The organism is Paenibacillus sp. YN15 (assembly GCF_003285005.1).
In the GTDB taxonomy this organism is placed as follows: Bacteria; Bacillota; Bacilli; order Paenibacillales; family NBRC-103111; genus Paenibacillus_AR.
In genome coordinates, this window is the sequence record NZ_QMFA01000005.1 from 232,428 (window position 1) to 251,275 (window position 18,848).

General features: G+C 56.8%; 12 protein-coding genes. 2 read left to right on the forward strand and 10 right to left on the reverse strand.

The features are described 5' to 3' along the window. Positions 1-260 precede the first annotated feature (260 nt). Positions 261-1,340, reverse strand: coding sequence for a 3-isopropylmalate dehydrogenase (gene leuB, locus DQG13_RS06805; protein ID WP_113018993.1), 1,080 nt, complete (start codon positions 1,338-1,340; stop codon positions 261-263). A gap of 111 nt (positions 1,341-1,451) precedes the next feature. Next, a complete protein-coding gene (locus DQG13_RS06810; RefSeq protein WP_113018994.1) occupies positions 1,452-2,348 on the reverse strand; it encodes a helix-turn-helix domain-containing protein in 897 nt (298 codons plus the stop codon). 138 nt (positions 2,349-2,486) lie between these two features. On the opposite strand from DQG13_RS06810, the gene DQG13_RS06815 reads away from it, so the two are divergent. Continuing rightward, the gene (locus DQG13_RS06815; RefSeq protein ID WP_113018995.1) at positions 2,487-5,381 is read left to right on the forward strand and encodes a family 78 glycoside hydrolase catalytic domain; all 2,895 of its coding nucleotides are present in this window, start codon (positions 2,487-2,489) and stop codon (positions 5,379-5,381) included. A 134-nt stretch (positions 5,382-5,515) separates the two neighbouring features. Here the strand turns inward: DQG13_RS06815 and bcaP are convergent, their stop codons facing one another. From bcaP to ilvC, 8 genes are all read right to left on the reverse strand, one after another. Beyond that, positions 5,516-6,916, reverse strand: a complete 1,401-nt coding sequence (bcaP, locus tag DQG13_RS06820; RefSeq protein ID WP_113018996.1) for a branched-chain amino acid transporter BcaP — start codon at positions 6,914-6,916, stop codon at positions 5,516-5,518. Positions 6,917-7,193: 277 nt separating this feature from the next. Next, complete coding sequence (locus tag DQG13_RS06825) at positions 7,194-8,072, reverse strand: carbohydrate ABC transporter permease (RefSeq protein WP_113018997.1); 879 nt, start codon at positions 8,070-8,072, stop codon at positions 7,194-7,196. 16 nt (positions 8,073-8,088) lie between these two features. Continuing rightward, a complete protein-coding gene (locus DQG13_RS06830) occupies positions 8,089-9,066 on the reverse strand; it encodes an ABC transporter permease (protein WP_113018998.1) in 978 nt (325 codons plus the stop codon). After that, a complete protein-coding gene (locus DQG13_RS06835) occupies positions 9,066-10,925 on the reverse strand; it encodes a hypothetical protein (protein WP_146767114.1) in 1,860 nt (619 codons plus the stop codon). Before DQG13_RS06835 ends, DQG13_RS06830 begins: the two co-directional genes overlap by 1 nt. Positions 10,926-11,065: 140 nt before the next feature. Then, a complete protein-coding gene (locus DQG13_RS06840; protein ID WP_258525495.1) occupies positions 11,066-12,751 on the reverse strand; it encodes an extracellular solute-binding protein in 1,686 nt (561 codons plus the stop codon). A gap of 741 nt (positions 12,752-13,492) precedes the next feature. Further along, entirely contained in the window at positions 13,493-15,745 is a 2,253-nt protein-coding gene (locus DQG13_RS06845) for a helix-turn-helix domain-containing protein (protein WP_113019000.1), read from the reverse strand. 142 nt (positions 15,746-15,887) lie between these two features. Beyond that, on the reverse strand, positions 15,888-17,435 hold the full coding sequence (locus tag DQG13_RS06850; protein WP_113019001.1) for a 2-isopropylmalate synthase: 1,548 nt from the start codon (positions 17,433-17,435) through the stop codon (positions 15,888-15,890). A gap of 93 nt (positions 17,436-17,528) precedes the next feature. Next, positions 17,529-18,518 carry a ketol-acid reductoisomerase gene (gene ilvC, locus DQG13_RS06855; protein ID WP_113019002.1) on the reverse strand — a complete coding sequence of 330 codons (990 nt, stop codon included), beginning with the start codon at positions 18,516-18,518 and terminating at the stop codon, positions 17,529-17,531. Positions 18,519-18,548: 30 nt separating this feature from the next. Here ilvC and DQG13_RS06860 point away from each other — a divergent pair, with 30 nt between their 5' ends. Continuing rightward, positions 18,549-18,773: a hypothetical protein gene (locus DQG13_RS06860; RefSeq protein WP_113019003.1), complete on the forward strand. Its 225-nt coding sequence runs from the start codon at positions 18,549-18,551 to the stop codon at positions 18,771-18,773. Positions 18,774-18,848 lie beyond the last annotated feature (75 nt).

Consider the following 18,848-nt stretch of genomic DNA (forward strand, 5'->3'; position numbering starts at 1 on the left):
GCTTTCACGACTTATCCCCGTTCTAGCGGAACTGAGAAGCTCTTATCCTCCTCCGCAGCCTCATTTATCCGCAGTTTCGCCGCCATAGGGTGGCATAAGGGCCTTTTAGTTCCGTAAAAAATCCAAACTCCCGCTTTTGCCGCCATAAGAGTCGTTTAGTTCCGTTGCGGAAGATCGACCCGCTACAAAAAAAAGACCCGCTCCGGAGGCTAGCTCCAGTGCGGGGGAAGGGGCTTGGTTTAAGTAAAAGTTTCCTTGCGTTATGCCTTGATGGCGGTGACAATCAGGTCGCCCATGGCGCCTGTGCCGATGGCTGTGCTCTTGTCGGTGGCGATGTCCCAGGTGCGGTGGCCGGCGTCGAGAACTTCCTTAACCGCCTTCTCCACCGCCGCTGCGGCTTCATGATAGCCGAAGGTCAGGCGGAACATCAGGGCAACCGACAGAATGGTGGCGATGGGGTTGGCTACACCCTTGCCGGCAATATCCGGCGCGGAGCCGTGAATGGGCTCATACAGGCCAAAGCTGCCTTCGCCCAGGGATGCCGATGACAACATGCCGATGGAGCCGGTAAGCATGGCGGCTTCATCGCTTAAGATGTCGCCGAACATGTTCTCGGTGACAATCACATCGAAGCTGGAAGGCCGGCGCAGAAGCTGCATGGCGCAGTTGTCCACCAGCACATGCTCCAGCTCCACATCGGGATAATCGGCGGCCACGCGGATCACCGTTTCCCGCCACAGACGGGAGGTTTCCAGCACGTTGGCCTTATCCACAGAAGCTACCTTCTTCTTGCGGGTTTTGGCGATTTCAAAAGCCGAGCGGGCAATCCGCTCCACTTCCTTCACGCTGTATGTGCAGGTGTCCACCGCTTCCTGGCCATTGGGGCCTTCGCGGCGGAGCTTGTCTCCAAAATAGATGCCGCCGGTAAGCTCACGCACCACAATCAGGTCGGTTCCTTCCAGAACCTCCGGCTTCAGGGTGGAGGCTTCCTTCAGACAGTCGAAAATAACGGCGGGCCGGATGTTGGCATACAGGCCCAATGCCTTGCGGATGCCGAGAAGTCCGGTTTCCGGGCGAAGCTCCTTGGGGTTGGTGTCCCATTTGGGGCCGCCTACAGCTCCCAGCAGCACCGCATCCGCCTTTTGGCAGATAGCCAGAGTGTCCTCCGGCAGCGGAGTGCCCCGCTCGTCAATGGCGATACCGCCAAACAATCCGTATTCCAGTTCGAATTTGTATCCGAACAGCTCTTCTGTGCGCTTCAGTACCTTTTCCGCTTCCGCAATAACCTCCGGGCCGATACCGTCACCGGCAATCACCGCGATCTTCTTTGCATCCGACATGGATGAACACTCCCTTGTTCTTGCGTTCTCATTGCTACTGTAGCTTATATTGTGCCATACTTCCAGTCCCTCACGCCAAGATATAATAACTATGAATCCTATAGGCAATTCCTATGACTCCTCTGCGGCGAAGGCTCTGTATTGCCGGGGGGTCATGCCGGTTTTTCGTTTGAACAGCCGGTTAAAAAATTTCACATCCTGAAATCCCGCCTCGGCGGCAATATCGGCAACCCGGTCGCCGGAGCCAGCCAACCTGGCACAGCAACGCTCAATCCGCAGCATATGGACGTAATCCAAAAAGCCCATGCCTGTCCTGGCGGCAAAGCGCCGGCGGAATTGACGCTCGCTTAATCCCGCTGCGGCTGCAGCCTGTGCGGCGGTCAATCGGCTATCCGCATGCTCCCGGACCCACAGAACCGCATTGTCCATCAGCGCATCCCGTCCTGCTGCCGGCAGCCCCTCCTTTTCCTGCTCCTCCAGCCAATGCAGCTGGACCAGCAGCTCCACGAAGCGGGTGTGCAGCATCAGTTTGCCAAACTGCCTGCGGCTGACGTAATCCCCCAGCATAGCCCCAAACAGTCTGCGGATCTCCCCGTTCCGGTCCTTCCAATGTTTCCATTCCGGCTCCCCCGTGTCCTTCGGCTTGTCCAAAACCGCCAGCAGCCGCCGGTATTCCTCTCCCCGGGAAGCCAGGCTCTCCAGCAGCTCCGGCCCAAACAGGCAGTTGCAGACGATGAGGCGGTTTTTGGAGGCATCCGCCCCCGCCGGGCGGAAGACATGGGACGTACCCAAGGGCAAGTAGAACAAATCTCCCCCCGCCACCTCCATCACCGTATCGCCAATATGCTGGTAGCCTCGGCCTTCCATGACATAGTTCAATTCGATAAATTCATGGGTGTGCTCCTCCAGCTGGAAGGATTCCTTCACCCGGTTCATGGACAAATCCGTTCCGTCCCCCAAAAACAGCTCCCTGGGCGTTGTCCAAATATAACGTTTGGCTTTTTGCATGGCGCTGTTCCCTCCTGCACTATAAATGTCCGGATTAACCCTGGAAAATGTCCGGATCGGCGAATTTCTTTCCCTACTCTTAGTTTATAGTATGGGTGTGCAAATGCAATTGAAAATTGATGGAGGGTGGCTCTATCCATGCAACATAATCTTAGCGCCTGGCAAGCCCGGTGGATTTGGGGCGGCAGCGAGGCAAGTCCCCGCAACGAGTGGCGGTGCTTCCGCAAAAGCTTTTTCCATGACCATGCAAACGCCCGTGTAAGCCTGAAGCTAACCGCCGATTCCCGCTACATTCTGTATGTGAACGGCGTCCGACTTGGAAGGGGCCCTGTCCGTTCATGGCAGTCTGCGCTGGCTTATGACGAATATGATCTCACCGGCCTTCTCCTTCCGGGAGCCCGTAATGCCATTGCCGTGCTGGTGAATCATTACGGAATCCCCACCTTCCAATATTTGCGGGGCAGAGGCGGACTGCTGGTACAATTGGAAACCGGCCGCGGCAATCCGCAGGTTATTCTGGCCACAGACGGGAACTGGAAAACCGCTATATATCAAGGCATGAACCCCCTGACCTCGCGGATGTCCTGCCAATTGCCGTTTGTGGAAGCCTTTGATGCACGGCTTCAGGATGAGGAATGGACCGGGTGCGGGTACAATGACGATCATTGGGAGCCGGCCGACGAATTGGGGCCTGCGGGAATGGAGCCATGGACAGGGCTTGTTCCCAGGGAAATCCCCATGCTTACGGAGGAGCCCGTTTATCCTGTGCGGGTGGAGGAAATAAGCCGGGTGCGGCCGCGGACATGGGGGGCCGTGCTGGATCTGCGGAATCATTTTGTTCCCAATAGTCAAAATCATGCCAATAATGTGCAGTTTACCGGTTACCTGGCCACTGTCATCCGTATGGAAGGTCCTGCGAAGGCCACCATCGGCATTCCCGACGGCGGGCGGACCTACGGTCCCATCAGCCTGAACGGCCGTTGGCTGGAGGAGTCGGCTTACCGCCGGACGATGGGCGAATGTTATCTGGATGTGGAGCTGCCGGCCGGGGATACCCTGCTGATGATGGAGCTCCAGGGAACCATTCATGGACACGGCTTTCATTTTGGAGTGGATTGCGACAAGCCTTTCCGACTGCTTTCCCCTCTGGAGGCGGCCGGCGGAGAAACCGGGATCACACCGTTTATTGGCATCGGTCCCTTCAGCAGCTTCGAGGAGGCGGTGGAGGGCCAAGCCTGGGACCCGGCCCCGGCCGAATATCTCCGCGCCCGGAGCATTGCCGGACTTGGGGATTTGGAGGCATTCAAGGGGTGGATCAGCCCCTTCCGTAAGGAGCATGTAAACGAAGAGGATCTGTTCGGGCTGTTTGTCTGGACACCGGAAAGAACCCGCCTGCCGGTGCCTCTTGCTCTGCAGAATGCGGTCATTGCCAATACATCCTCTGCCGAGGTTCCGCTTTTTCCGGGTGAGGATACGGAATTGGTGATCGACTTTGGCCGGGAATATTCGGGCTATGTGGAATTTGATGTGGAGGCTGCGGAAGGCGCTGTTCTGGATTTTTACGGCTTTGAATATATGAAGGACGGCTGGCGCCATCATACCTATCAGTTAGACAACACCATGCGCTATGTGTGCCGGGAGGGCAGGCAGCGCTACTCCTCGCCCGTCCGCCGCGGCTTCCGCTACTTGGCGGTGGCGGTGCGCAACGCTTCCGGACCGGTCCGGCTGCACCGGGTAAGCCTGCTGCAAAGCAACTACCCCATTGCCCAGGTGGGGCGTTTCCATTCCTCGGACCCGATGCTGAACGACATTTGGGAAATCAGCCGCCACACCACCCGCCTGTGTATGGAGGACACCTTCGTGGATTGCCCGGCATATGAGCAGGTCTTCTGGGTGGGAGACGCACGCAACGAAGCGCTGGTGAACTATTATTTATTTGGCGGAAGCGATATCGTGAAGCGCTGTCTCAAGCTGGTGCCCGGCTCCCGCTTCCAATCCGACCTGTATGTGGATCAGGTGCCCAGCGGCTGGAACAGCGTAATTCCCAACTGGACCTTCTTCTGGATTACCGCCTGTGCGGAATATGTGCAGTTTACGGGAGATGCGGATTTCGCTGCGGAAATATACCCCCATGTCCGTTTTACCCTGGATGCTTACCGGCAGCGGCTGGATGAGCATGGACTGCTGAATATGGAGGGCTGGAACTTCCTGGACTGGGCGCCGCTTGACCAGCCCCGTAACGGAACGGTGGCTCACCAGAATATGTTTTTGGTCAAGGCGCTGGAAACCGCCGCTATCCTGGCGGATTACACGGACCCGGCAGCGGGCGGGGAATTGCGCCGGCAAGCGGCCGAGCTGAAGGCCGCCATCAACCGGCGGCTCTGGGCGGAGGAGAAGCAGGCTTATGTGGATTGCATCCACACCGACGGGGCTTTCTCCGCCGTGTTCAGCATGCAGACCCAGGTGGCGGCGTTCCTGGCCGGTGTGCCGGATGGGGAGAAGCAGCGGCGGGTGGAGGACATGATCCAGTCCCCGCCGCCGGAGTTTGTCCAGATCGGCAGCCCCTTTATGTCCTTCTTCTACCACGAGGCGCTGGCCGCCCTGAACCGCTTCGATCTGCTGTTCGCCGATCTGCGCAGCCGGTACAGCGAGATGGTGAATGAGGAAGCCACCACCTGCTGGGAAACCTATCCCAAGCCGCTGCAGGAACGGGCGCATCCTCTGGAGCTGACCCGCAGCCATTGCCATGCCTGGTCCGCCGGACCCGGATATTTCCTGGGCAAATATGTCTTGGGAGTCCGCGGGGAAAACGACGGCTGGAGCCGGATTGCCGTGGAGCCGCAGATCGGCTCCCTGGACTGGGCCCGCGGCGCAGTGCCCCTGCCCTCCGGCGGGCGGGTGGATGTGTCCTGGCAGGCGGACCGGCAGAACCGCATCATCCGCATCCGGGTGGAAGCGCCTGCCGGGATTAGCCTCCGGGTAGCCGCCCCCGAGGGTTACACCGCCCAGGTGGAGGAGGTCCGGCTGGGGTAGCTTGGACTGGGCAGGGATGAGCCGGAATCCTCTCCCTGCGCCAGTACCGGCAGCTTCAACAACAAAGAGAGAGGCGCATCGCAGCCTCTCTCTTTGTTGTTCCGTTACTGCGTAACCGTTGTCGCCTGTTAACGCTAGGACCGGTTCAATGTGCTGTGCCGGTACCCGTAAAGGAAGTAGATGCACAGGCCGATGACCAGCCAGACCAAGAAGGCCACCCAGGTGAACAGCTCCAACTGGAGCATCAGGTAACCGCAGGAGAGCACGCTCAGGCTGGAGATCAGCGGCACACAGGGAACCCGGAAGCCGCGCCGGAGCTCCGGCTGGGTACGGCGCATAACCCATACGCCAAGGGATACCACGGAGAAGGCAAACAGCGTGCCGATGCTGGTCAGACTGGCCAGGCGGCCCAACGGGATAAAGCCTGCAATCACCGTCACGGCTGCACAGATCATCCACGTGCTCACCGCCGGCGTTTGGGTTTTGCGGTTCATGCGGGACAGAATGCCCGGCAGCAAACCATCCCGGGACATGGCATAGAACAGCCGGGATTGGCCGAACAGCAGCACCAGCAGCACGGTGGTAATCCCGGCAATGGCGCCAAGGGACAACAGGCCGGCCGCCCAATCCTGGCCGATGTATTCCAGGGCAAAGGCTACAGGGTTCTTGACATTAAGCTGCGTATAAGGGACAATTCCCGTCAGAACCAGGGATACAACCACATAAAGCAGCGTGCAGATGGCCAGGGACGAAATAATCCCAATCGGCATGTCCCGCTGAGGATTGCGGACCTCCTCCGCGGCTGTGGATACACTGTCAAAACCAATGTAAGCGAAGAAGATGGCGCTGGCGCCGGAAGCGACCCCCTGGAAGCCGAAGGGCATAAAGGGAGTCCAGTTGCTTGGTTTCACGTACCAAACCCCAATGACGATAAACAGCAGCACCACAGCAATTTTGATGACAACCATAAAGGTGTTGAACCGGGCGGTTTCCTTGACGCCCCGGGTGAGCAGGAAGCCGATCAGGAGAATAATCAGCGCTGCCGGAAGATCGAAGTAGGTGCCGTTGGCCGGATCGAAGGCGTTTGAAAGGGCATGGGGAACATGCAGCCCAAAGCCGCTTAAGAGACTCTGGAAATAACCCGACCAGCCGCTGGCGACGGCGGATGCGGCCACCCCGTATTCCAAAATCAAATCCCAGCCCAAAATCCATGCCAAAAGCTCGCCAAAAGCGGCGTAGCTGTAAGTATAAGCGCTTCCTGCCGCAGGAACGGTGGAAGCAAACTCCGAATAGCACAAAGCTGCGAACACACAGGCAATTCCCGCAATAATAAAGGACAAGACCAAAGCGGGCCCGGCATGCTCCGCCGCCGCCACGCCGGTGATTACAAAAATACCCGTACCGATAATGCAGCCCACACCCAGCATCGCCAGATCAAAGGCTCCCAACGACTTGCTCAGCCCCACGCTGCCGGAATGCCCCCCGTGATCTGCACCGAGCAAAGTCGCAACACTTTTCCTCCGAAACAAATTCATGCTGTCCGCACTCTCCATCCATTCAACGTTTCAATGCTTTACCCTGTTAAACCAAATCTGACATCCTTTGTTATCTTCTATTAAACATAGGTCAATATTCTGTGACTTTTATCACATCTCCTGCCTATTTATTTATTATTCACATATTGGTCAATTAATTAGGACATCACTTCCAGTGTTCCCTAATTCATGCTCTCTATGAATGAATGGATCGATGCAGGCAATGAGGGCAAAAAAAGACACATCCTTATAGATGTGCCGTTCCGAAAGGATGTGCCTATCCTTTGATCGCCCCGATCATGACCCCTTTGACAAAATACTTTTGCAGGAAGGGGTACACCAGCAGAAGAGGAACCAGCATAACCACAACCCCCGCCGACCGGATGGATTCCGGTGTGATCAGTTGTTGGGCCTCCTCCGGGCTGATATTGTTCAGGCTTTGCAGCAGGGACTGGTTGGCCACCATGCTCTGCACCAGCACCGACAGGTTGTATTTGGCCGTCGAATTGATATTAATAAGCAGGCTCTGGAAGGCATTCCAGTATCCCACGCCGTAGAAAAGAGTCAGAGTGGCCAGCACCGGCAGGGACAGGGGCAGCACGATCCGGGCCAAAAGACGCCATTCGCTGCAGCCGTCCATCTCGGCAGCCTCATAAAGCTCCTCGGGGATATTTTCAAAGAAGGATTTCAGAACCATCATGTTGTAGGCGCTGACCAATCCCGGCAGCCACAGGGCCCAATACGTATCCAGAATGCCAAGCGCGCGATTCACCAGAAACCCGGGAATCAACGGAACCCCCATCAGCATGGTGAATACGATGGCCAGCGTCAGAAACCGTCTGGCGTAGAAGTACTTCCGGGCCAGCGGATAGGCGGCCAGAATGGTAAAGACCATGCTGAACAGGACGCCGCCCGCAGTAATGATCACACTGTTCTGGAAGCTGCGGATAATGGGTGTGCCCTTGATCAGGGTTTCGTATGACTCCAGTGTAAACTCCACCGGGAATATGCCCACGTTTCCGCTGGCAATGGCCCCGTAGCTGCTGAAGGAAAGGGACACGATATTCATCAGGGGAAGCAGGCAGCTCAAGGCGGCCAAAATCAGCAGACAATTGTTGACGATATAAAAAATTCGTTCGCCTCTTGTCATTTTCATAGCGGGTAAGCTCCTTTCACCACAGGGATTGGTTGAATTTGCGGGCCAGCTGGTTCGCGGTGAGCACCAGAGTGAAGCCGATCACCGACTCAAACAGTCCCATAGCGGTGGTTATGCTGTACAGGCCGCTTTGAATGCCGATGGTGAAAATGTAGGTGCTGATCACATTGGACACATCGGAGACAACAGCGTTCTGAAGGTTGTACACCTGATCGAAGCCAACCTCCATGATCCGTCCCATGGACAGAATGGACATCAGCGTAATAATGGGGAGAATGCCGGGCAAGGTCACATGCCAGATTTGCTTCAGCTTGCCGGCTCCGTCCAGCGCTGCGGATTCATACAGGTGGGGATCGATGCCGCCCACTGCCGCCAAATAGATGATGGCGCTGAAGCCGGCCTCCTTCCAGATGCCCGAGCCGAAGAAAATGGCCAGCCATGAGCCGGTTTGGTACAGGAAGGTGATCGGCTCGCCGCCCAGCTTGACGATCAGGGCGTTGATGGCCCCGGCCTGGGTGCCGAACAGCGTAACCACGATGCCGCCGATAATAACCCAGGAGAAAAAGTGGGGCATGTACAAAAGCGTCTGCACCGTTTTCTTCAGCCACGTTTTCCTGACCTCATTGAGCATCACCGCAATCAGAATCGGGAACGGAAAGCCGATGATGATAGAAAGCAGGCTGATCATAAAGGTGTTCCGGATGATCAGGATGGTCTGGGGGTTGCTGAAGATCATGCGGAAATTGTCCAGACCGGCCCAGGGGCTGCCCAGCACCCCCTGAACCAGATTGTAATTCTTGAAGGCTATAATATTGCCCAGCATAGGAACATATTTGAAGGTAATGAAAAAAACAGCAACCGGCAAAAACATCAGGAGAAGGGGCAGATTCCGCCGCAGCCGTCCGCCGCCCCGTCTTTTTACGGAAATGCCGATCTTCTTGCTTACCGCCCCGCGGGCATTGGTTTGTATGATTTCATTCGCGCTTGATTTCATCATTCCGCTCCTTTCGGGACCGCTGCAGGAGCGGAAATCTCCCAGCTAGTAAAGTCCCACCGTATCCCGCCGCACCCCGGCTTGCATGACATCACTCCGCTGCCCAGGTCCGAATGAAGATGCCGGTTGTCCAGCAAGGGCCAGCTTTCGTAATCCACGTCCTCATCATTAACCTGCCTTGCCCCGTCATATTGGATAAACAGCTTATCCCCTCCGGGCACGATGAAGGAAACTGCCGGCCGGCTGCCCTCCAGCTCCGCTTGGATATCCGTTTCCTCCAGAACCCGTCTGCGGAAGCCTGCCAGCTCCAAGTGAATCCGGACGCTCTCTGCGGCTTGCTGCCTGTCCCGCTCCGCCCTGTCGGGTTCGGCCGTTACCACAAGCACTGCATTCCGCAGCCCTTTGCTGCGCATTCTGTCTTCCCCCGCTGCCTCTGTCCAGGTCCACGGGCTCAAGGTTTTGAAGGCAAACAGAACCGTGCCTCCATGAACAAATGTCCAGCCTTCCCCTTCCTCCAGCAATTGGACCGCTGCAGGATCAATAAACCCGTCTATATAAGGATCACGGTCCGAGGCAAAGGGCTGTCGGGGACCGTACTTATAGCTTTCGCCGGAAGGAATGCAGTACAGCGCCACAAGCGCTCCTTTGTGCTGAAGCACCTGCTCGTAAGGGGATGAGCCCAGCCATTTGCCCACATAATCCTCGGTTTCATAACCGAAATCCGGGCAAGGATGAGTGAAAAAGAAGGTGCTCCGGTGAGCGTCCGCGTCCCATACCAGGGACCAGCGCCTCATTTGGCCCGACCAGACAATATCTCCCTGGCTGCCGTCCCACATGCTTCCCAGGGTGTAGCCCGGCGCCGCCCAGTTGACCTTGCGCACGCCCCGGCGGCTGATATAGCCGTAGCCTTTGGAGCGGCCGTTGCCCGCTTGATGGGTCAAATGCCCGTCATGGGGCTCTTCCTCCGCCGCAGCGGCATCATGGGTTTCCCGGTGGAGGAAGGATACCTCCCGTTCCCGGGCCGCCGCCACCAGCACATCGGGGGCACGGTAGCCCGATAAGGCCAGAATGGAGCTGTAATGGGGCTCTCCCAGGGAAAAGTCCGGTTCCCGTCCGCCAAAATACAGCCAGGAGGAAGCAATCCCGCCCTCTGCCGCTCCATGCTCATTGGTGGGATGATAATCCCGGGAATGGGCTCCGGTGAAGCGCCCGTTCAGCCATTCCCCCGCCGTGTTTGCCAAATACCAGTCCATCATCATTCCCGCCTGCTTGGCAAGCCTGGGGTCTTCCGAAAAATCGTACAAGCTGGCCACAGCCGTGAGGTAAAACACACAATATGTGGTGGAATCGAATTCACCCTGCCCGTAGCGGACAACCCGTGAGAAGTAGCGCTCCAGATACGAGACGCACCGATCCTTGATTTCCGCCGCGAGGCTCCAATCCGGCCAGCGCTGCGCAGCCAGATACCCTGCCGCCGCATGCATGATCCGGTGATTCTCCGTGCCGCCCTCCAGCCGGTAATGGTCCTTGGCAATAAGATAAGTCTTGATGCTGCCGGCCAGCTCCTCACTCATTTGTCCGCCGAAGCGGTACAGGCAATCCACCAGCCCGTGACGGACAAACATCGATTCTCCTCCGGGATCCTTGCAAACCTCTGCCAGTCTATCCATCGCCCAGTCTGCATCCATCCCCAAGCCGAGTCTGCCGATAACCAGAAAAACATTCCTTCTGGACCGGTCCCAGTCCGGCACCGCAAGCCCGGGCAGTTTCTCCAGAAGATGCCGCGCCCGCTTGCGGAACTGCTCTTCCAGCGCTGCATCCAGCGACAGTATTGCCCTTTCCCCATGCGTATTCATCATACTCACTCCGTTTCCGTTCTTTACGCCTGTGCCGTTCTGCCTGCGCTTGAAGCACCCGGAAGAACCGGCCGGCAGGCGGAAGGTCTCCCCTCCCCCTGCCGACTTGGCCCCATCCGCGGAATGCCCCGGGCAAGCTTTTTTTATTTCTTCAGCATTTTCTCCGCCTCTGCACCGAATTCATAAAGATCCTTCAGCATGAAGGCTGTATCCTTGTTGGCGCTGTACCACTTGGCATAGAACTCATCCACCTTGACGCCGCCGGCGGCCTCCCAGGTTTTCTTCGAGGCGTCCAGCGCCTGCTGGGCCGTGAAGGACTTGCCGCTGACAATGGCCTTCAGCCAGTTGTCCTTGATTTGCTGCTCCACATTTTTGCTCACCATGGTCAGATCGGCAGGCAGCACAGGCAGATATTCCGGCTTCAGGGTAGGAATCGGGCGGTCCTTGCTCACGTACGCGGCGTTGGCGTCATCAGAAAGCTTCAGCAAAGCCGTTTGCGTATCATTTTTCGGCTTAAATGTTGTATTTCCCCACAGAAGGGTGGAGCTCATCATGGCCAAGTCGCCGGTGTACGAGGCCTCAATTTTATTCTTCTCCGCATCGATGGTTTCCGGCACGCCATCGCTGTTGCGCTTCCAGTGAACACCCTCCAGCCCTTTGGAAACAGTAAGGGAAACATCGGGCTTAATCATAAAATCGATATATTCCATAACCGCTTTTTGATCCTTGGCCTTGGCATTCACAATGCCCACCATCTGGATTGGGCTGGAGATAACAGGACTGAATTGTCCGTATTGGGTAGACGGAAGGGGAAGAATCGCCAGCTTCATGTCCGGAGCATTTTGCTTAAGGGTGTCATAATCCTTTTCTCCGATGCTGGTGTCAAGACTGCCTTGGTACAGATAGATGCCCAGCTTGCCGCTCAGGAAATCCTGCTTGGCCTTTTCACCATTCTTGTCCGCTAGGAAGTCCTTATCAACGATACCGGCGTCAAACAACTTCTTTTGGAAGTCTACAGAGGCGGCCAGTCGGTCCCACTCGTGAATAAAGTTATTTCCGTCCACCCGCCAGGCCACTTCCCCGTACCCGAACATGTGGCCAATGATGGAGAAGGCATTGCCGCTCAGGTTCACACCGAAGGTATCCTTCTTGCCGTTGCCGTCCGGGTCCTGCTCGGTAAAGGCTTTGGCCACAGTGAACAGCTCGTCGGCAGTTTTGGGAGTGGACAGCTTCAGCTTATCCAGCCAGTCCTGACGGATAAAGATAGCATGGCCGGACACCAGCCTCGAAACCTTGCCGATTTCATACAACTTGCCGTCATCCTTGGTCCCGAGCTTCTTCAATTGGGGGAACTGCTTCATCAGATCCTTATAGGTGGTGCTGTATTTCTCCACCATATCGTCAATGGGCGCCAGCAGCTTTTGGCTGTACCACAGATTACGGTAGCCGGTATCATATTCCAGAATAAGGTCGGGAGCGCTGTTGCTGGCAAACAGGGTGTTCAGCTTCTGCAGGGATTCCCAGCGGGGAACCGTAACATATTGCACATCCACAGGGCCGTTCTTGTTGATCCACTCCGTCCAGCGGTTTTTGTCCCAATTGCCTTCTTGGGGAGGAATGTTGTTGCGGTCGTAGACGGTAGCCGTAATTTTGCCTCTTACCGCAGCGGACGGCGCCGTCGATGCGGCGGTTGCAGAAGCGCCTGCAGTGGGGCTTGTGCTGTTGGTTGCGTTTGAATCATTGCTGCCGCAGCCGGCCAGAAGCAATCCTGCCGCTGTCACCATTACCGCGCCGCCTTGTGCTTTCTTCATCCAATTTTGCTTTGCCATTCTTGTAAATCCCCCTTCGCATGGATAGATGCGTGTGCTTCACTAAAGCGCTTACCCGCAGGATGCTGTCATCCGTTTGGGCGGCTCACCGCTTCGTAAAGCTCCTCGAATGCAGAATACAACAGCCGGAAGGCGCCGGGCAATTTACATGTTTCCAAAGGCTAGCCGATAGGCCAAAAGCCGAAGCTAACCGGGAAGCCACGATAAACCAAACAGAAAAAATCGGATGCTAAATGGGGGAAAAAGCCTGATATACCGCCATTATTTCCGATATGTGCCAATCGGCATCAGATTTCTTCCATAAACACCCAGAGCAAGCACATCTGCGCCCGCCATTTTTCATTTCTGCGATGGCCGCATGGCCGTGGGAATTTTAACGGAAGTGAGCGCCCCTATTTTGCCGAAAAGCGGTATTTTGGGATTCTAACGGAAGCCAGTACCCTTATTTGAGCCCTAATGACTCCAAACGCTCCCCTGCTCCCCAAATAGCGGCGCCGGCCGCCGTTAGAATTTTTCGAGGACGGTTATGGAGGAAATAAGGGCTGCAGCTTCCGTTAGCTTTCCCAACGCTGGCGGAATAGCATCGTGTCCCTTCACCTTGCTGCTGCGTCCATAGCCCCTAACTCCCGCAAAACCAAAAAAAGACCGCCGCCCTCCCACTCAAGGAAGAGCACGCGGCCCTTGACGATGGCCTGCCGCGCATAGGCCCTGCCATAGCCAGCCAAATTAGGGCCTGTCACCCTATCCGGCATGGCTTTTGCGGAAATCGCCGGGGGTGACCCCTTCGATTTTTTTGAAAGCGCGGATGTATGAAATATCGTGGATGTATCCTACCGCATTGGCGATCTGCTGCAGCGAAAGCGACGTTCCCGTCAGCAGCTTTTTGCTCTCCTCAATCCGGACGCGTACCATAAAATCCACCAGTTTTTCGCCGAAGGCTTCCTTGAAGAGACGGCTCAGATATTTGCCGTTAAGCCCGAACTGGTCGCACAGATGTGTCAGCGACAGATCCGGGTTGGCATATTCCATTTCAATGTATGCTTTGACTTCCTTCATCAGGGCAAGGTGGCTCCGGCTCTCCCGGAAAGCCTTCAGCCGCAGTTGGAATGCCTCCAGAATCCCCCGGAAGCGTACCTCCGTATCTTCCGCCAGATCGAACTGCTCCTTGATCCCGTGAAGCTGCGGCTCCGTCTCCTCCCGCCAGTCATTCTGGATTTCCTCGGGAAATTCGGAGAGCTCCCGCCGCAGCTGCCCGATAATCGCCTCCAGGAGGCGGATATGCTCATCGCGGGTAAAGCTTTTGCTACGCTGCTCCTCAAAAATATCCGAAAACAGCGGCCGCCAGTCGGGTTCTCCGGCACGGAAAGCATGGGCAAAGCTGCGCAGCTCCTTGCTGTCATAGGGCAAACCGCCGCCGCTGTCGTCAGACGACTGGTCCCGCTGTCGGATAATCCGGTTCAGTCCCAGGGCAGGCTTGAAGGACAGCGCCTTGGATGCCGTCCGGTAGCCGGGGGGCAGCCCAGCCAACTCCCCCGTAGCCGCCCCAATCCCGGCCGTTACCGTAAACTCTAGATTATGCTCCACCCACGCCCTGACCTGCTCCGCTAAACCGGCCACCAGCAGCTCGCAGGCCTCCGGCGAACCCTCAATCCGGTATAAAGCCGCCACGCGGTGCTGGTCGGTCCATTCCGTCCAGACCTCCATGGGCAGCGCTTCCTTCTCTGCCACCTCGCGGATGACACTGATAAGCACAAATTTCAGCAGAGAAAAGTCCCGGTAGGTATATTTCCCGGTGACCTCGGCGTATCTATCGATTTCGTACAGGGCCAATGCCATGGATTCGCCTTCTCCAGGTATCTTCATGCCGAAGCGGCGCAGCTCCTGCTCCCATTCCTCCCGCCCGATGGCCCGGTAGCCCTCCAGCAGCTCCAGAAAAAAGTGCCGCCGGCGGAATTGGGAGTCCTCCTCATGCATTTTGCGGAACGTATCCGATTCCTCAATCAGCCTGTCAATGGCCCGTTCGATGAAGCGGAATTCATCCTCACCCTTTTTGCCCGACGCCTCGTTCTTCTTGGCCGCATATTCCTCCACCCGGTTGATCAGCGATTCAATGGGGCGGTAATTGCGCTTGGTGATAAAGGTGATCCAGGCCGAACCGGCCAGCACCACGCCCACGCCGATAGCTGCCCAGATATAGGAGAACACCGAGAAAAATTGAAAAATCTTAATATCGTGAACCCCGCTCCGGTAAGTCCAGCCGGTATATGGGGAAGTGATTTCCGTCAGAATGGAGCCCGGAAGCGAGCCGTTGGGGTTGGAGCTCAGCATCAGCGAGCCGCCCCCGTCCCGAACCTCCAGATAGCTGATGCTGGAATTGGACAGCTCCACCAGCATCCGCTCCAGATTGTGCAGGCTGATATTCACCACAACCAGACCCTCGCCCCCGGTCAACAGCGGGAACTTCCGGGTAATGGACACCACCTCCGGCGTTCCCGTATCCTGGCCGGGCAGCTCCTGGTAACGGCGCACCTTGGAAAGCTGGTATAACTCCGGGACCTGCTTCATTTGCTCAATAAAGGCCCTGTCGCCAAAGTTGCTCACCGGCAGCAGCATATTGCCGCTCAGCACCGTGGAATCCGCCGTCCGGTAGAGATAGACGGAATCAATGTAATTGTTGTAGTTGGACAGTTGGTTAACCTTCTTGGAAATCTCATATATGGTATACGGCTGCTGTTCATCCTGGGTCGAGGCGAAAAATTGCTTCAATAAAGTAGCGGACTCGATCTCTTGAACCAGCATGCTGTCGATTTCCTTCATAGTATGATCGATCAATTGAATCACATGATTCACATACGCGCTGTTAGCGTTGACAGTCTCGCGGTGGGACAACTGGCTGATCAGCAAAAAGGTGAGCACAATCAACACCGATACAAGGGTGAAAAAAACCGGAAAATACGATAAGAGCAATCGGTAAAACCATTTTTTTCTCTTCAATCGCAAGGCGCCTCCCGGGGGTATGACGGAACCCCTTCCATCTCTATGCCTATCTTACCCTATCTTCCTAGCCTTGCCTACCTGAAAGCCAAAAACGCCCGGGCTCCCAAAGAGGGCTCCAGGCGCTTCTTCCATTATAATCCTAAATCAGCGTAACATTGTTCCGGGCTGCGGTCTGGCTGGAGCGTTTATCCAAAAGCCGGTTCACGGCATGAACATACGCCTTGGCGCTGGCCTCCAGAATATCGGTGCTGATGCCGCGGCCGGAGACGGCAATGCCGTTCTGGCGCAGCACCACATGAACCTCGCCCAGGGCGTCCTTGCCGTGGGAAACGGACTTGATGGAGTAGTCGCCCAGTTCCACCTCTTCCTTGGTCACCTTGTCGATGGCCTTGTAGATGGCATCTACCGAGCCGTTGCCGATGGCCACCTCGTCAAACAGCTCTCCATCCAAAGTGCGGATGCGCACCGTAGCCGTAGGCACCGACTGGTTGCCGTAGGAAACCTGCATGGTTTCCAGAGTGAAGGCCTCGGGGATGGAAACCAGCTTCTCGTCCAGAAGGGCGCGGATATCCTCGTCGCCCACTTCCTTCTTTTTGTCCGCCAGATCCTTAAACTTGGCAAAAGCGGCATTAAGCGCATCCTCCGCCAAATCATAGCCCAGATCGATGAGCTTCTCCCGGAAAGCATGGCGGCCGGAGTGTTTGCCCAGCACCAGCTTGCTTTCCTTCAGGCCGATGGTCTCCGGTGAAATGATCTCGTAGGTGGTTTTCTCCTTCAGCATGCCGTCCTGATGGATGCCCGATTCATGGGCAAAAGCGTTGGCTCCCACAATGGCTTTGTTGCCGGGAACCACCATGCCGGTAAGCTTGCTCACCAAGCGGCTGGTGCGGGCGATTTCATCCAGCTGCAGGCCGGTCTTGGCCTGGAAAAAGTCCTGGCGGGTGTGGAGCGCCATAGCCACTTCTTCAATCGCCGTATTGCCTGCACGCTCGCCGATGCCGTTGACGGTGCCCTCAATCTGGTCGGCCCCGTTCAGAATGGCCGCCAGCGCATTGGCCGTGGCCATCCCCAGATCGTCATGGCAGTGGGCGGACAGCTGGATGTTCTCAATGCCCGGCACGTTTTCCTTCAGGGTTTTGAAAATGTTGCCGAACTCCGCCGGATACAGGTAGCCCACCGTATCGGGAATATTGACCACCGTGGCTCCCGCCCGGATGGCCATGGCTGTCACCTCGCAGAGGAAGTCCAGCTCCGTCCGTCCGGCGTCCTCCGGGGAGAACTCCACCTTGCCGAAATATTTCCGCGCATACCGGATGGCCGCCTCGGCGGTTTCCAGCACCTGATGCTTCTCCATCTTCAGCTTATATTTCCGGTGAATGGGAGAGGAGGCCAGGAACAGATGGAGGCAGGGGTCCTGGGCACCCTTCAGCGCCTCCCAAGCCGCATCGATATCCTGAACCCGGGAACGGGACAGCCCGATGATGGTGGAGCCCTTCACAGCGCCGGCCACCGCCCGCACCGCCGCGGAGTCGCCGGGAGAGGCGGCGGGGAAACCCGCTTCGATCCGGTCTACCCTCAGCCGCTCCAGTTGGAGGGCAATCTCCACCTTCTCCGACCTGTTCAGGTTCACGCCCGGCGACTGCTCGCCATCCCGGAGTGTGGTGTCAAAAATATAAATTTTCCGCATGATCATCACCTCCAGGAAATATGCCCCCTATCGGGGAAAAACGGCCTGCGCATCACGCACAGGCCGCATGTCCGGCAGACTGCCGGCAAGAGCTTACTTCTTGATCCAGTGCATCATTTCGCGCAGCTGGCGGCCGGTAACCTCCAGCAGATGCTCGGACTCGGCGCGGCGGGTAGCGGTAAGGAAGGCGCGGTTGGACTGGTTCTCCAGGATGAAATCCCGGGCAAACTTGCCTTGCTGGATATCGGACAGCACACGCTTCATTTCCTTCTTGGTTTCGTCGGTTACAATGCGGGGGCCGGTAACATAGTCGCCGTATTCCGCCGTGTTGGAGATGGAGTGGCGCATAGCCGCCAGACCGCCTTCGTAGATCAGGTCCACGATGAGCTTCAACTCGTGGAGACACTCGAAGTAGGCCATTTCCGGAGCATAGCCTGCTTCCACCAGGGTTTCAAAACCGGCCTTGATCAGAGCGGAGGTACCGCCGCACAGTACGGCTTGTTCGCCGAAGAGGTCGGTTTCGGTTTCTTCACGGAAGGAGGTTTCGAACACGCCGGCGCGGGTGCAGCCGATGCCCTTGGCATAAGCCAGGCCGATTTGGGTAGCCAGACCGGTAGCATCCTGATGGACGGCAACCAGACCCGGAACGCCGAAGCCTTCCACATACGTGCGGCGAACCATGTGGCCCGGGGATTTAGGAGCAACCAGCAGCACGTCCTTGTCGGCGGAAGGCACGATTTGGCCGAAGTGAACGTTGAAGCCGTGGGAGAACATGATGGTGGCGCCCTTCTTCAGGTTGGGCTCGATTTCATCCTTGTACACCTTGGCTTGGGTTTCGTCGGGCAGAAGGATTTGGATGACATCCGCTCTGGCGGCTGCGTCGGCTACTTCCAGCACTTCGAAGCCGTCGTTCTTGGCGGTTTCCCAGGACTTGCCGGGGCGGAGGCCGATGATCACGGACAGGCCGCTGTCACGCAGGTTTTGGGCTTGTGCGTGGCCTTGGCTGCCATAGCCGATGATTGCGATTGTTTTTCCTTGAAGCACACTCAGATCTGCGTCTTTTTCATAGAAAATCTTGGCCATTGCAATATTTCCTCCTTGGATGTACGCCTGATGGGCGTCAATAGTTCAAGTCCCTCCGAAGCGGACGCCGCAGAAGGCGGTGTCTCCGGGCTGACCCTGGGGGCCGCCTGCAGCTTGACGGATGTTTCGCCGGCGCAGGTTGCCGGATGTCTGCCGGTTGCCGTCTTCTCGGGCGTCCGCTCCCGGATGGGAAGCTTGTTCTTGCTTGGCGGGGCCCGCCTCCGGCCTCCTTGGGGAGGAGACCAGGCTGATTAACCCCTATTATAACTCCAATCATGTAAAGCATTAAAGTGGGAAAATTAAAATTTACCGTTTATGCTGCTAAAATCA

Bases quoted from the DNA above. Each gene is read 5' to 3' on its own strand.
- DQG13_RS06860 (WP_113019003.1), top strand. From the start codon at position 18,549: ATGGGCGTCAATAGTTCAAGTCCCTCCGAAGCGGACGCCGCAGAAGGC.
- ilvC (WP_113019002.1), bottom strand. From the start codon at position 18,518: ATGGCCAAGATTTTCTATGAAAAAGACGCAGATCTGAGTGTGCTTCAA.
- DQG13_RS06830 (WP_113018998.1), bottom strand. From the start codon at position 9,066: ATGAAATCAAGCGCGAATGAAATCATACAAACCAATGCCCGCGGGGCG.
- DQG13_RS06840 (WP_258525495.1), bottom strand. From the start codon at position 12,751: ATGGCAAAGCAAAATTGGATGAAGAAAGCACAAGGCGGCGCGGTAATG.
- DQG13_RS06815 (WP_113018995.1), top strand. From the start codon at position 2,487: ATGCAACATAATCTTAGCGCCTGGCAAGCCCGGTGGATTTGGGGCGGC.
- bcaP (WP_113018996.1), bottom strand. From the start codon at position 6,916: ATGAATTTGTTTCGGAGGAAAAGTGTTGCGACTTTGCTCGGTGCAGAT.
- DQG13_RS06850 (WP_113019001.1), bottom strand. From the start codon at position 17,435: ATGCGGAAAATTTATATTTTTGACACCACACTCCGGGATGGCGAGCAG.
- leuB (WP_113018993.1), bottom strand. From the start codon at position 1,340: ATGTCGGATGCAAAGAAGATCGCGGTGATTGCCGGTGACGGTATCGGC.
- DQG13_RS06810 (WP_113018994.1), bottom strand. From the start codon at position 2,348: ATGCAAAAAGCCAAACGTTATATTTGGACAACGCCCAGGGAGCTGTTT.
- DQG13_RS06835 (WP_146767114.1), bottom strand. From the start codon at position 10,925: ATGATGAATACGCATGGGGAAAGGGCAATACTGTCGCTGGATGCAGCG.
- DQG13_RS06825 (WP_113018997.1), bottom strand. From the start codon at position 8,072: ATGAAAATGACAAGAGGCGAACGAATTTTTTATATCGTCAACAATTGT.